At 36.8% G+C, this 13,678-nt stretch carries 13 protein-coding genes and 2 tRNA genes; 12 read left to right on the top strand and 3 right to left on the bottom strand.

Features of this window, described 5'->3' with window-relative positions; all coding sequences use genetic code 11:
• The first annotated feature begins 45 nt into the window (after positions 1-45).
• The 9 genes from FIT63_RS05105 to FIT63_RS05145 all read left to right on the top strand — a co-directional run bounded on the left by FIT63_RS05105 (position 46) and on the right by FIT63_RS05145 (position 6,946).
• Entirely contained in the window at positions 46-1,716 is a 1,671-nt protein-coding gene (locus FIT63_RS05105; RefSeq protein WP_140006851.1) for a tetratricopeptide repeat protein, read from the top strand.
• 23 nt (positions 1,717-1,739) lie between these two features.
• Entirely contained in the window at positions 1,740-2,357 is a 618-nt protein-coding gene (locus FIT63_RS05110) for an outer membrane lipoprotein LolB (RefSeq protein ID WP_140006852.1), read from the top strand.
• Positions 2,344-3,222 carry a 4-(cytidine 5'-diphospho)-2-C-methyl-D-erythritol kinase gene (gene ispE, locus FIT63_RS05115; RefSeq protein ID WP_189342274.1) on the top strand — a complete coding sequence of 293 codons (879 nt, stop codon included), beginning with the start codon at positions 2,344-2,346 and terminating at the stop codon, positions 3,220-3,222. The genes FIT63_RS05110 and ispE overlap by 14 nt, the downstream gene beginning before the upstream one ends.
• A 7-nt stretch (positions 3,223-3,229) precedes the next feature.
• Positions 3,230-3,306, top strand: a tRNA-Gln gene (locus FIT63_RS05120).
• A 55-nt stretch (positions 3,307-3,361) separates the two neighbouring features.
• Entirely contained in the window at positions 3,362-4,294 is a 933-nt protein-coding gene (locus FIT63_RS05125) for a ribose-phosphate pyrophosphokinase (protein WP_189340900.1), read from the top strand.
• 74 nt (positions 4,295-4,368) lie between these two features.
• Entirely contained in the window at positions 4,369-5,070 is a 702-nt protein-coding gene (locus FIT63_RS05130; RefSeq protein WP_140006854.1) for a 50S ribosomal protein L25/general stress protein Ctc, read from the top strand.
• Between the two features lie 60 nt (positions 5,071-5,130).
• A complete protein-coding gene (gene pth / locus FIT63_RS05135) occupies positions 5,131-5,706 on the top strand; it encodes an aminoacyl-tRNA hydrolase (RefSeq protein WP_140006855.1) in 576 nt (191 codons plus the stop codon).
• Positions 5,707-5,718: 12 nt separating this feature from the next.
• The gene (gene ychF / locus FIT63_RS05140) at positions 5,719-6,804 is read left to right on the top strand and encodes a redox-regulated ATPase YchF (protein ID WP_140006856.1); all 1,086 of its coding nucleotides are present in this window, start codon (positions 5,719-5,721) and stop codon (positions 6,802-6,804) included.
• Positions 6,805-6,869: 65 nt separating this feature from the next.
• A tRNA-Met gene (locus FIT63_RS05145) sits at positions 6,870-6,946 on the top strand.
• A gap of 4 nt (positions 6,947-6,950) precedes the next feature.
• Here FIT63_RS05145 and FIT63_RS05150 read toward each other — a convergent pair.
• Together FIT63_RS05150 and FIT63_RS05155 are read right to left on the bottom strand one after the other, a co-directional pair.
• On the bottom strand, positions 6,951-8,081 hold the full coding sequence (locus tag FIT63_RS05150) for a GNAT family N-acetyltransferase (RefSeq protein ID WP_140006857.1): 1,131 nt from the start codon (positions 8,079-8,081) through the stop codon (positions 6,951-6,953).
• Positions 8,082-8,113: 32 nt separating this feature from the next.
• Positions 8,114-8,599, bottom strand: coding sequence for an EF-hand domain-containing protein (locus tag FIT63_RS05155; RefSeq protein ID WP_140006858.1), 486 nt, complete (start codon positions 8,597-8,599; stop codon positions 8,114-8,116).
• 190 nt (positions 8,600-8,789) lie between these two features.
• Between FIT63_RS05155 and FIT63_RS05160 the strand changes: the two genes are divergently transcribed.
• Positions 8,790-9,509 (top strand): response regulator, encoded by a 720-nt coding sequence (locus FIT63_RS05160; protein WP_140005590.1) that lies wholly within the window; start codon positions 8,790-8,792, stop codon positions 9,507-9,509.
• Entirely contained in the window at positions 9,506-10,843 is a 1,338-nt protein-coding gene (locus FIT63_RS05165) for an ATP-binding protein (protein ID WP_140006859.1), read from the top strand. The genes FIT63_RS05160 and FIT63_RS05165 overlap by 4 nt, the downstream gene beginning before the upstream one ends.
• On the opposite strand, the gene cysG is transcribed toward FIT63_RS05165, so the two are convergent.
• Entirely contained in the window at positions 10,840-12,219 is a 1,380-nt protein-coding gene (cysG, locus tag FIT63_RS05170) for a siroheme synthase CysG (protein WP_140006860.1), read from the bottom strand. The two genes, FIT63_RS05165 and cysG, sit on opposite strands and share 4 nt — an antisense overlap.
• A 132-nt stretch (positions 12,220-12,351) precedes the next feature.
• Between cysG and miaB the strand changes: the two genes are divergently transcribed.
• Positions 12,352-13,674 carry a tRNA (N6-isopentenyl adenosine(37)-C2)-methylthiotransferase MiaB gene (gene miaB / locus FIT63_RS05175; protein WP_140006861.1) on the top strand — a complete coding sequence of 441 codons (1,323 nt, stop codon included), beginning with the start codon at positions 12,352-12,354 and terminating at the stop codon, positions 13,672-13,674.
• The last annotated feature ends 4 nt before the right edge of the window (positions 13,675-13,678 follow it).

Raw genomic sequence — 13,678 nt, forward strand, 5'->3', positions numbered from 1 at the left:
CAAATTAGTTTAAACTATTGTAGAAATCAAATCTCAGGAATCTTTATGCATCTGCTTAGAATATTTACCTTTATTACTTTTTTCTTATTCAGTATTTTAGCCAATGCAAAGCCTGACACATCTAGTTCGATTAATAATTATACCAATCCTGATCTCGTTTTTAGGCTCTTATTAGCTGAAATCGCTTCTCAACGTGGTGAGCTTAATCTTGCAAGCGAACTCTTTTTAGATTTAGCTAAGCAAACTGATAACGGTTTTTTTGCCGAACGCGCGACAAAACTGACTGGCTTCACAAGGAATGCTGCATTGGCTCTAGAAGCTTCCAAAGTTTGGAATGAGCTTAATAAAGATTCTGCTGATGCTCAACAAGCTTTAAGTGAAATACTTATAGCTAACAATAAACTTAGTGAAGCAAAGCCAATTTTACAAAAGCTACTCCTCAAAGAAAAAACAAGGGCGAGTGGCTTTTTATATTTAAACAGCATGCTTTCACGAGTTCCGGATAAGAAAGCTGTGTTGACTTTAGTGACCGAGCTCGCTCAACCCTATCCTAAATTAGCAGAAGCACATTTTGCGGTTGTACATGCAGCGTGGATTAGTAAAGATCAAAAAGCTTACGAAAAAGAATTGGCTGCTATCACACAAATTAAACCAGATTGGGAAATGCCAATTTTATTTAAAGGGCAAATCTTGGCTCAAGATAATCCTGAAAAGGCCCTTAATTTCTACAGCAGTTTCTTAAACAAATATCCAAAATCTAACGACGTAAGGCTTGAATATGCAAAGCTACTAACAAATGGTCGGAAATTTAATGAAGCAAAAAATGAATTTATAAAACTTGTAAACACAGCAAATAGTTCTGCAGAGATTACACTTGCAGTAGGTTTATTGTCAGTTGAACTTGAAGATTACGATCTTGCTGAAAAGTATTTTTTACAAAGCCTTAAAAGAAAGCCAAAAGACAAGGATCAAGTCTTTATCTATCTTGCAAAGATTGCGGATAAAAAGAATCTAAGTGATGTGGCAATTACTTGGCTTAATAAAGTAGGCAATGGAACTCATTTTATTGAATCAAAACTAATTACAGCAGAAATCATTGCTAAAAAAGAATCTGTCGATAAAGCGTTAGAATTTTTAAATGCGATAAAATCTAATTCGCCGGATGAAAAATTAAGCGTCGTTCAGTTAAAAACCTCTTTACTCACCCGATTCAATCGACATCAAGAAGCATTTGAGCTCATGCAGAATGAAGCATCTAACTTCGCTCAATCTGCTGAATTTAAATTTGACTATGCGCTCCTTGCAGATAAGTTAAATAAGTATGATTTAATGGAAAAGCTTTTAAGGGAAGCTATTAAAATTAAACCTGACTACGCTGTAGCTTATAACGCACTGGGCTATTCATTTGTTGATAGAAACATTAATTTAGATGATGCAAAGAAATATATTGAGGTTGCCTTATCAATCTCGCCTAATAATCATTACATTTTAGACAGTATGGGTTGGTTATATTTCAGACTCGGCAAATTAGATTCAGCTCTTTCTTTCATTCAGAAAGCTTATGACGTTCAAGCGGATCCAGAGATCGCAGCGCATCTTGGTGAAATTTTGTGGGCGCAAGGAAAGAAGAAGGAAGCTGGTGATGTTCTTGAACTGTCGCTTCAATCATTTCCCGATAATGAAGTTCTGAAAGAAACATTTAAAAGACTACGTTAATTCTTAACAGAGCTTTTATTTAATTGAATCTTTTTAGCGCCCTTTTTCTTGTAGCAGCACTTTTTTTCTCAGGCTGCTCAACATTGAATGATCCATTTGAGATATTTAAATCTCCCTCACCCGCTATTGAAACCTTACAAGCGATTGACGAAAATCGTTTTATCGAAAAATTTTCCATAAAAGCTAAATTTGCTTACTCGGTCGATTCCAAAGGAGGCTCGGGTCGACTAATTTGGCGATATGAAAACAACCAAGATGAAATTGATATTTTTTCGCCCTTTAATAGCCAAGTCGCAAAAATTATTTACTCATCTAATGACAAACTTATCATTGATGCCAATGGGAAAGTTTTGTCGGGTGATGACTTTGATCGCTACATACAATCTTTGTTTGGTAAAAATATTTCGCCAGATCTTTTTAGACATCTAATTACAAATCATGTTGATCAAATTAAAAATTTACATAAAGACGAAAATCAACTAAATCGTACAACTCATTTTTATAATGATGAGTGGAATATCTTAATCAATGCTTTTAAAACTCAGGATGGCTTGACCATCCCCTCTAAAATATCGATTACCCAAGGTACATTTAGTTTTAATTTTATTGTGGAAGAGATTATTAACATTGCAGGCAAATGAACTTAAAGAAAATGGTTATAAAGAATTTTTGGCGCCAGCAAAATTAAATTTATTTCTTCGTGTAATAAATAAAAGGCTTGATGGTTATCACAATATTCAAACAGTCTTTCAGCTCATTGATCTTTATGACAATCTTTTTATTAAAATAAACGAGTCTGGACTTATACGTCGGACTTCTCAGCACACGAATATTCAAGAAAGTGACGATTTAAGCATTAAAGCGGCTCACTTATTAAAGCCATTTGCAGATAACCAATCAGGTGCAGATATCTTTATTAAAAAATCCATCCCAATGGGCGGCGGTCTTGGGGGAGGCAGCTCGGATGCTGCAACAACACTTATTGCCCTGAATTTATTATGGCAATGCCAATTAACACAGAAAGAATTACAAGGATTGGCTCTAAAGCTAGGCGCGGACGTCCCGTTCTTTATTTTTGGCCAAAATGCCTGGGCTGAAGGTATAGGTGAAAACCTCACCCCTTTCCAGACCCCACCACAAGATTACCTTGTCATAGCCCCTAAGGAGAAGGTTTCCACGAGAGAGGTTTTTGAGTCACTTGAATTGACAAAAGACCGGATTCCATTGAAAATAGCAGGCTTTTCCAATGAATTAGGCGCTAAAAATTTAGCTAACGATTTGCAAAAAGGGGTCTTAAAAAAATTTAAAGGAATTACCCTTGTTTTTGACTGGTTAAACCAGTTTGGCCACGCAAAAATGACAGGCTCAGGATCATGTTTTTTTATATCTTTGAGTTCAGCAGATGAAGGTAAAAAAATAGCAGAGAAAAGGCCAGAACATACACTAGGCTTTGTAGTTAAAGGGTTAAATAACCACCCTCATTTTAATTTAATGTTGGGAACATAATAATAATAGGGGAGTCGCCAAGCTGGTTAAGGCACTGGATTTTGATTCCAGCATGCGAAGGTTCGAATCCTTCCTCCCCTGCCATTTTAGAGACTGACCATTTATAACCAGGACCGAGACTTTGGATAATAACAGCGTCATGATATTCACGGGCAATGCCAATCCTATTCTTGCTGAGCAGGTTGCAGAGAATCTAGGCATTCACCTTGGACGCGCTGACGTAGGTCGTTTTAGTGATGGGGAGATTATGGTTGAGCTCCTTGAAAATGTTCGCGGTAGAGATGTATTTGTTCTTCAATCTACAAGCCATCCAACCAACGATAACTTAATGGAAATTATGGTAATTGTTGATGCTTTAAGAAGGTCATCTGCATCGAGAATTACAGCTGCGATCCCTTATCTTGGCTACTCAAGACAAGATAGAAGACCCAGATCAGCTCGGGTTGCGATTACAGCTAAAGTTGTGGCTAATATGCTTACAAGCGTTGGTGTGAATAGATTACTTACTATGGATCTTCACTCTGACCAAATTCAGGGATTTTTTGATATTCCTGTTGATAATATATATGCAACACCTGTGCTTCTTAAAGATTTGCTTGAACAAAATCATAAAAATCTTGTAGTAGTGTCGCCGGATGTTGGTGGTGTTGTGAGAGCAAGAGCGTGCGCTAAACAACTAGGATCAGATCTTGCGATCATAGACAAACGTAGACCAAAACCAAATGTGTCTAAAGTGATGAATATTATTGGTGAAGTAGAAAATAGAACCTGCGTCATTATTGATGACATGGTCGATACTGCAAACACACTTTGCGAAGCTGCTGCTGCTTTAAAAAAGAATGGTGCTACTAAAGTGGTAGCTTATGCTACACACCCAATTCTTTCAGGGGATGCAGCAAAAATTATTACTGATTCAGCATTAGATGAATTAGTTGTAACAAATACAATTCCACTTAATGAAGTGGCAATGGCATGTAAAAAAATTAGGCAGCTTAGCGTTGCTGAACTCTTAGCAGAAACGATTCGTCGTATCAGCCAAGGTGATTCCGTAAGTTCTCTTTTTATGGAATAAAAAATTTGGTCATGTTGACCAATAAACTGCTGCAGTCTGGTCGCGGAATGCAGATTTAATTTAAGGAGTAGTAAATGAAAATCGAAATTAATGCAACAAAACGTGGTGTGAAAGGTACGGGTGCGAGCCGCCGTCTTCGCCACGCTGGAATTGTTCCTGGAATCTTATATGGTGGAGGCAAAGAACCTGTCTCGCTTGACCTAGAACATAAATCTTTATTTTTACAATTTAGACATGAAGCATTTCATGCATCTATCTTGACGCTCAACTTAGAAGGCGGCAAAGAGTCTGTCTTGTTAAGAGATTATCAAATGCATCCTGTAAGAAACACCATTCAGCATATTGATTTTCAACGCGTCAATGAAAATGAAAAAATTCACGTGAAAGTCCCCTTCCACTTCGCTAATGCCGAAGTATCGCCAGGCGTTAAACTTAACGGTGGTATTGTGGCTCACATTATGACTGAAGCAAATATCTCCTGCTTACCAAAAGATCTTCCTGAATTTATTGAGGTTGATTTGGCAGCGCTTGATATTGGCCAATCGGTTCACTTATCACAAATTAAAGTCGCTGAAGGTGTTGAATTCGTTCAGCTTTCTCATGGTAACGATGCAGCAGTTGCATCTGTAGCTAAACCAAGAGCAGTGGTTGAAGAAGTCGTAGCTAAACCAGTTGAAGGTGCAGCTGATGCAGCCGCTCCAGCAGCAGCTGATGGTGCTAAGCTAGCTGAAGGTGCAGCCTCAGCTGATGAAGCTAAATCAGACAAAGCTAAGTAATTTAACTTTTGATATAAATAAGGCGCGCTTAATTTAAAAAAGTGCGCCTTATTTTTTCATATGAACCAAATTAAATTATTTGTAGGTCTTGGAAATCCTGGCGAAAAATACTCAGATACTAGACATAATGCTGGTTTTTGGTGGATTGATCTCGTCGCTGATCAACATAATATCAATCTACAAAATAGTGATAAGTTTTCTTCAAGTATTGGAAAGTTATCCAATTCGTATGAAATTTATTTTGCTAAGCCTAGTACTTACATGAATGATAGTGGAAAAGCACTTGCAGCAATCATAAAGTTTTATAAGATCAATCCCAATGAAATCTTAGTCGTTCACGATGATCTTGATATTGACGTCGGTCAAGCGAAGCTCAAATTTGGTGGAAGTCATGGCGGACATAATGGACTTAAAAGTATATTTGCATCCATCGGCTCTCAGGATTTTTGGCGTTTAAAAATTGGTATTGGTCATCCAGGAGATAAGCATTTAGTCGTTGATTATGTTTTAAAAAATCCTTCATCTAAAGAGAGAAGTCTCATTGATGAATCTATAGAAGAAAGCAGTCAGCTTTTTAATGAAATTGCATCAGGGCAATTTGAAAAAGCTATGCTCAATCTTCACACTAACAAATAAAGAAAATATATTATGAAATGTGGCATTGTCGGATTACCTAACGTCGGAAAATCAACGCTATTCAATGCGATTACTAAGGCAAGTATAGCCGCGGAAAATTATCCCTTCTGTACCATCGAACCCAATATTGGGATTGTAGAAGTTCCAGATCTTAGAATCGAAAAGCTAATAGCAATAGTTAACCCAGAAAAAACTCAGCCAGCCATTGTCGAGTTTGTTGATATCGCAGGTCTTGTTGCGGGAGCCTCTAAGGGAGAAGGTCTTGGTAATAAGTTTTTAGCTAACATTAGAGAAACAGATGCCATTGTGCACGTAGTGCGCTGCTTTCAAGATGACAACATCGTTCACGTTTCTGGTAAGGTAGATCCTCTATCTGATATTGAAGTCATTAATACAGAACTTATCTTAGCGGATATGGAAACTGTGGACAAAACACTTCACCGCGAAAACAAAAAAGCAAAATCAGGAGATAAAGAAGCTATTCAACTAGTTTCAATTCTGACAAAAGTTGTATCACACCTTGATCAGGGAAAATTGGCTAAAAATTTAAATTTAGATCAGGATGAGCTTAAACTTATTAAGCCTCTTTGCTTAATCACTGTGAAGCCTGTCATGTTTGTTGCTAATGTGAACGAAACAGGATTCACGAATAACCCTATATTGGACTCACTTAAAGCATTGGCTCAAAAAGATAATCTTCCTGTAATTTCTATTTGCGCAAAAATTGAAGCTGAAATTGCTGATCTAGAAGACGAAGATAAAGCAATATTTCTTAGTGAGCTCGGTTTAGAAGAGCCAGGTCTCGATAAAGTTATTAGATCAGCTTATACGCTATTAGGTTTGCAAACCTACTTCACAGCAGGCGTCAAAGAAGTAAGGGCTTGGACTGTAAAAAAAGGTGCAACTGCTCCTGAAGCTGCCGGTGTTATCCATACAGACTTTGAAAAAGGTTTTATTCGTGCAGAAGTTATTTCTTACAATGATTTTATTACATACAATGGCGAGCAAAAATCTAAAGAGGCAGGAAAAATGCGCTTAGAGGGTAAGGAATATATTGTTCAAGATGGGGATGTGATGCATTTCAGGTTTAACGTTTAACGATCAATCTTTGACTTTAAGTGGTTAAAAAAATATAATTCAACGCTTCGTTTGTTTCAAAAAAGGGTGATGTAGCTCAGCTGGTTAGAGCGCAGGATTCATAATCCTGAGGTCGAGGGATCGTGACCCTCCATCACCACCATCTTTTAAATATTTAACTCAGTTTTATACGGTACTCTTTCATTAAGTTCGTTTGTGTATTGATCAATGCCATTCTTTTCTCTTCTTAAAAAATCCTTGATTGCGTGCTCAAATTTTTCATCGAAGATTCTATGGAATGAAAATGTGTTGAAAGGCTCAAAGCCCCTTGCCATTTTATGCTCGCCTTGAGCACCGCCTTCAAATATAGAAATCTTATTTTCAATACAAAATTCTTGGCCCTGGTAGTAAGAAAGTTCAAAATGTAAACCAGGATAAAAAGATTTTGAGCCCCAATATCTCCCATACAATTTTTTACCATCATGAATAAAAAATGATCCTGCAATAGGGAGGTAACCTTCGTATGCCAATACTAATAATAAGTTCTCAGGCATACTTTCTCTTATAAGGCTAAAAAAATCTCTTGTTAGGTAGGGTTGTGAATGATGCTCTTGATAGGTATTGCAGTAACAAGCATAAAAAAAATCTAAGTCTGTTTCTGTAATTTCTGGGCCTTTTATTTTTTTGATTTCGAATCCAAGATCTTTGATCTTTTTTCTTTCTTGCTTTATTTTTTTTCGCTTGTCATGAGAAAGTTGAGATAAGAATTCTTCAAAATTATTATAATGCTTGTTTTGCCATTTGAACTGAACGCCCTCCCTTGGCATCCATTTTGAATCTTCATGCATGTCTCGCTCGCTCTCATCACAAAATAAAATATGAATTGATGATATTTTATTTTTATAAGCCAAGTCTTCTAATTGCATGACTATATTTTTTTTAATAGATTGGTCTAATCCAAAAATTCTAGGCCCTGTAGCTGGAGTAAACGGGATAGATGAAACGATCTTTGGGTAGTAGTTTTTCCCATATTTTTGATAGGCCTCTGCCCAAGACCAATCAAATACGTATTCTCCATAGGAGTGTTCTTTTAAAAATATAGGTGAAGCACCAACCAGCCTGCCTTGATCAGTCACGGTCACAGGAAAAGGCTGCCATCCTGTACCCTCTCCGATTGACTTTGATGTTTCAAGTGATTGAAAAAATTCAAGCCTTAAAAAAGGATTAGATTTTGTAAGGTCATTCCATTCTTTTTGATTGATATTTTTAAAGCTAGATTGAAATTCTAAAGCCGCCATAGTGATCTATTTTAACGAAGATTCACTAAGGATTAATTTATGGGTGTTTTGTTTTGTGAAGAGGCTTGATTGTTTTTACGTTTGTTGGGTTCTGAGTAGGATTTTTCAAATTCTTTTGCTAATAAAGCCAGCTCATCTAATGATATAACTTCATTTTCATCGAGATCAAGGCGGTTAAATTGACGAGCGACTTGGGGTAAACAGCGAGTTGTTTCTGCTAAATCGAGTGTATTGTCATTATCTTCATCGCAAGCCATGAAGCGAGATTCTAAGCCCTTTAACATCTCCCTCTGTTTTTCTTCAATAAGGCTACTTTCTTTACCTGAGGATTTTGCGAACTCTGCAAGAGCACGTCTAATTCTTGCGCGTTCTTCTGGGGACAATAAGCTACTGTCCTTTAGCTTATTAAGCGCGCCTGATACAGATGTATTAGCTTCTGATTCAACCTTTGGAGATTGGTTGTTTGGTCCGCCAAAAGCCTGGAAAGATATGCCCAGAAACCCAGCAAAACAAAACAAAAAATATCTTAAGAAATTATGCAATTGATTGATTTTTATTTAGAAAGGAAGGTTATATTCAAGCTTAAATGTAAGTAGTTTATTACAAAAAAATGCCAAATTGTTTCCAATTGTAACAATAGATCATTTTTAATTTGATGTAAACTGATAGATTAACTCCAAAATGAACCCAGCAATCTAGACTAATGCCATGGCAACCAATTCAGAATCTATTTTAATAGTTGATGATGATCCAAAAATTAGGGATCTTACGACTAAATATCTCATTGATCAGGGTTTAAATGTTCACGCAGCTAGTGGTGGCAAAGAGATGGATAACTTTATTGTGAGCCATCCTGTGAGCCTCATCATTCTTGATCTTATGATGCCTGAGGAAAGTGGACTTGCTATATGTCAAAGACTGAGGGGGTCTGGAAACTTTACCCCAATTATTATTCTCACCGCGAAAGGGGATGAGATTGATCGCATTGTGGGCCTAGAAATGGGAGCAGATGATTATGTATCAAAGCCATTTAATCCTCGTGAACTTTTGGCGCGCATTAATGCAGTCTTAAGACGAAATGATTTAAAACAAGCGCAGGCCTCAAATTCTGAAAACTTAGCGTTTGGCCCTTTTATATTTAGTTCAGATACAAGAAGTCTCACAAAAAATGGTGCGCCCATCAGTATTACATCCGGTGAATTCGAGTTATTAAAGGTATTTATTGATCGCCCTCGCCAGCCCTTATCCCGAGATCAAATTATGCAATTAGCAAAAGGACGTGAGCTTGATGTTTTTGACAGAAGTATCGATGTTCAAATTTCAAGATTAAGAAAAATTTTAGAAGAAGATCATACGAGCCCTAAATTTCTTCAAACAATGTGGGGGTTCGGATATATATTTGTTCCAGATGGTGATGCTGTAGATTGAAATTCATTCCAAATACACTTCTCGCTAGATTTCTTATTCTTATCGCAACAGTGCTTATCATTGCGCAGGTTGTGTCAATTCGAATATTTGACTATTTTGAAAGAGGCCCCAGAGCTGAAGCAATCGCTCAGGAGATTGAAACAGTTATTAACTTCACAAGGGCCTCTCTGATATCTTCAAGAGAAGATAAGAGACTTGCGCTCATATCCGAGTTATCGTCTAAGGGCGAGATAAGGATTTACCCAGCCTATTATTTTGAAGATATTGAACCCTTACCCCCAGATCCTTTTTTAAAAGTAGTTGCAGGTAAAATTAAAGAAAGGCTTGGTGAAAATACTATCGTGATTACTAATCACTATGGTGTCCCAGGTCTTTGGGTCAGTTTCTCTATTGATCAAGATGAATTTTGGGCGGTAATTCCTACCCCAGGTGACAGAGCGTTCCCATGGCATTGGATCGGCTGGGGCATTATTGTTGCAGGACTTTCAATTATCGGAGCCTATGCAACCGCAACAAGAATAAATCGCCCACTTAATCTTTTAATTCAGGCCACTGAAAAACTTAAGAGGGGTGAAATACCCGAAAAACTTCCTTTGGATAGCGTGACTGAATTCCGCACTATGAGCCAAACCTTTAATGAAATGGCTACGAGTTTGGGTAAGGTAGATCAAGAGAGAAAAGTTCTTTTAGCAGGTGTGTCTCATGACATAAGGACCCCCCTTACGAGGCTCAGGATTGCTATTGAAATGTTGCCTAAAAAAATTGAGGGTGGGCTTAAAAAAAGCATGGAAGAGGATATCTTAGAGATAGATAATATTCTTAATCAATTTATAGATTATGTTCGAGGTTTTAATCAAGAGGCAACAGTTACAACCAATCTCAATGATTTTTTTAGTCATATGAAAAATCAACATCAAATACTTAACCGTCATATTGTTCTTGTGAGTAATTTAAAAATACCAATCTTCTATGACATAAAACCAATCTCATTTAGAAGGTTATTTGATAATCTTATTAATAACTCTTTTTCCTACTCCTCGGGTGAAGTAGTAATCACTATTAGAAAACATAAAGAAAGTATCTCAATTTCTGTTCTCGATGATGGCCCAGGTATTCCGCCAGATCATATCCAAAGACTTCTAAAACCCTTTGAAAGATTTGATGTGATATCAATAAATAAAAAACAAGTAGCTAATAATCGAGAGGGTTGTGGGCTTGGATTAGCAATCGTTGACAAAATTACTGAAGCTCATAATGGTAAATTAGTAATCTCAAATCGAGCTAAAAAAGGTTTAGAAGTGAAAATCATACTGCCTTTAATTAGTGAAAGCTAATTAAACCAATTTAATTTCTTTCGAAGTTTGACTACATTTCCAATAATAATAAGAGAGGGTGATTTTAATTTTTCTCTCTTCACCTTTTGAACAATATTAGAAAGAGCTCCCGTGATCACTCTCTGTTGAGAGGTTGTGCCTTGTTCAACAACGGCGATTGGTAAATCTTTAGGGGCGCCATGTTTTACTAATTCAACACATATTTGTGAAAGCGCTAAAAGGCCCATATAAATCACAATAGTCTGATTTGGTTTAGCTAGCGAATCCCACTCAAGTGTCAATCTTTCATCTTTCATATGCCCTGTAACAAATGTGCAAGACTGCGCATAATCTCTATGCGTTAAGGGAATACCTGCATAACTTGAGACGCCATTGGCAGCAGAAATGCCGGGTACGACTTGAAATGGAATTTTATGCTCCATGAGCATTTCTATTTCTTCGCCGCCTCTGCCAAAAATAAAAGGGTCGCCACCCTTTAAACGCAAAACACGCATGCCTTTTTTTGCTAACTTTACGAGCAATTGATTAATTTTGTCTTGTGGCAAGGTATGTCTGTCTCTTTCCTTGCCAACGTAAATTAATTCTGCATCACGTCTCACAAGATTTAATACATCCTTACTGACAAGCTTGTCATAAACACATACATCTGATCGCTGCATTAAATGGAGAGCTCTAAATGTGAGCAAATCTGGGTCCCCGGGTCCACCACCAACCAAGAAAACTTCTCCCTGTTTTTTTTGTATGCCATTCTTTTTTACCAATGCTATTAATTGCTGAGTACTCATTTTTTTGGTTTGGTTGAGAAACTGCCTGACTAAAGGATGATCAATAAAATTTTCCCAGAAGATTCTTCTCGATTGCGTAGTTTCATATCGCCCTTTGATGCTATCTCTCATGGAACCCATGATAGATGCAAGCTTGCTAAAGTTATGAGGAATTAAGGCTTCAATTTTTTCACGAACAAATTTAGCTAATACAGGAGCATTGCCCTCGCTAGAAATTGTAATTAATAAAGGTGATCGATCTATAATCGACCCCATTGTAAATGAACAAAGCGCAGGCTCATCAACTACGTTGACTGGAATATTAAGGGCTTGAGCAGTTTTAGAAACTAGAGAATTAACTTTTTTATTATCAGTCGCTGCAACAACAAGTACCGAATGAGTTATATCATTTTTCTCAAAGGACTTTATTTTGACTTGAATTTTTTTTAACTTTTGATAGTGCTTTAATTCAGTACATAATTTAGAAGCAATGACAGTAATCTTTGCATCAGCCTTAAGAAGCATATCAATCTTTCTTAAAGCAACATCCCCTCCCCCAATAACCAAAACCGGCTTATGTATTAAATTAATAAAAATCGGGAAACTTTTCATAGCATCATTTTACATGTTCATTGAAAGGTAAATCTTATCTAAAATGCAATAATTTACCTGTATTCTTAATCACTTAAAGCCACTATACTTAAAATATTCTAATTTTGATCCACCATCTATTCCTGTAGCTTTATGCTTAAAAAAGTTTTTATTAAAACATTCGGCTGTCAAATGAATGAGTATGACTCATCAAAAATGCAAGATATATTAAATCAGGCCCACGCAAGCTCTAAAACTGAAAATCCCGAAGAAGCAGATCTTATTATTTTAAATACATGTTCCGTAAGAGAAAAGGCTGAAGAAAAAATATACAGCCATCTTGGCGAGTATGAAGCCCTTAAGAAAATTAATCCCAACCTACTAATTGCAATTGGTGGTTGCGTTGGAAGCCAGGAAGGAGAAAATATTCTTAAGCGAGCCCCTTTTGTGGATCTTATTTTTGGCCCACAAACGCTTCATCGATTACCAGATTTAGTAAGAAAAAGAAGATCGGCTGGCTTGTCACAAGTTGATATTTCTTTCCCTGAAATAGAAAAGTTTGATTATTTGCCTCCCCCTAGTTTTACCGGTGCTTCAGCCATGGTTTCAATTATTGAAGGCTGCAGCAAATATTGTTCGTTCTGTGTCGTCCCTTACACGAGAGGAGAAGAAATCTCGAGGCCGTTTGAGGATGTATTAGCCGAAGTTGTTCATCTAGCCTCCTTGGGCGCAAAAGAAATAACTTTGCTAGGACAAAATGTGAATGCCTATCGATCGCTAACTAAGAATGGAACGCCTGCTGATCTGGCTTTACTTATAGAATATATATCTGAGATTGATGAAATTAAACGTATTAAATTCACAACAAGCCATCCTAATGAAATGAATGACAGCCTTCTTGAATGTTTTGGAAGGTTTCCAAAACTTGCAACTCACCTTCATTTACCAATTCAATCTGGCTCAGATCGCATATTGTCAGCCATGAAAAGAAATTACACGGCGTTGGAGTATAAAAATATTGTAAGAAAGTTAAAAAAGAATTGTCCTCAAATCTCAATAAGCTCTGATTTTATTATCGGATTCCCCAATGAAACAGACGCAGATTTTGAGCTGACAAAAAAAATTATGGAAGAAGTGCAATTTGACTTCAGTTTTAGTTTTTTATACAGTCCAAGACCTGGAACTCCAGCCTCATATATTCATGATGAAATTCCACATGAGATAAAATTAAAAAGATTGAATGAATTACAATTAATAAACGAAGCTCAAGGCAAGGCGATTAGCCACCTTATGTTAGGGACAAAGCAGCGCATTCTAATTGATGGTCAGTCATGGAAAAATCCAGCTGAAATGGCTGGTAAAACAGATAATAATAGAGTGGTTGACATTAAAACTGATAAATCATTTATTAATCAATTTGTAGATGTAATAATTACTGAGGTAACTTCGAAAAGACTTCGCGGAGATATTATTTAATATG

This window comes from Candidatus Methylopumilus planktonicus (assembly GCF_006364715.1).
Lineage (GTDB): Bacteria > Pseudomonadota > Gammaproteobacteria > Burkholderiales > Methylophilaceae > Methylopumilus > Methylopumilus planktonicus_A.

Bases quoted from the DNA above. Each gene is read 5' to 3' on its own strand.
- ychF (WP_140006856.1), top strand. From the start codon at position 5,719: ATGAAATGTGGCATTGTCGGATTACCTAACGTCGGAAAATCAACGCTA.
- cysG (WP_140006860.1), bottom strand. From the start codon at position 12,219: ATGAAAAGTTTCCCGATTTTTATTAATTTAATACATAAGCCGGTTTTG.
- FIT63_RS05130 (WP_140006854.1), top strand. From the start codon at position 4,369: ATGAAAATCGAAATTAATGCAACAAAACGTGGTGTGAAAGGTACGGGT.
- FIT63_RS05160 (WP_140005590.1), top strand. From the start codon at position 8,790: ATGGCAACCAATTCAGAATCTATTTTAATAGTTGATGATGATCCAAAA.
- miaB (WP_140006861.1), top strand. From the start codon at position 12,352: ATGCTTAAAAAAGTTTTTATTAAAACATTCGGCTGTCAAATGAATGAG.
- pth (WP_140006855.1), top strand. From the start codon at position 5,131: ATGAACCAAATTAAATTATTTGTAGGTCTTGGAAATCCTGGCGAAAAA.
- FIT63_RS05125 (WP_189340900.1), top strand. From the start codon at position 3,362: ATGATATTCACGGGCAATGCCAATCCTATTCTTGCTGAGCAGGTTGCA.
- FIT63_RS05150 (WP_140006857.1), bottom strand. From the start codon at position 8,081: ATGGCGGCTTTAGAATTTCAATCTAGCTTTAAAAATATCAATCAAAAA.
- FIT63_RS05105 (WP_140006851.1), top strand. From the start codon at position 46: ATGCATCTGCTTAGAATATTTACCTTTATTACTTTTTTCTTATTCAGT.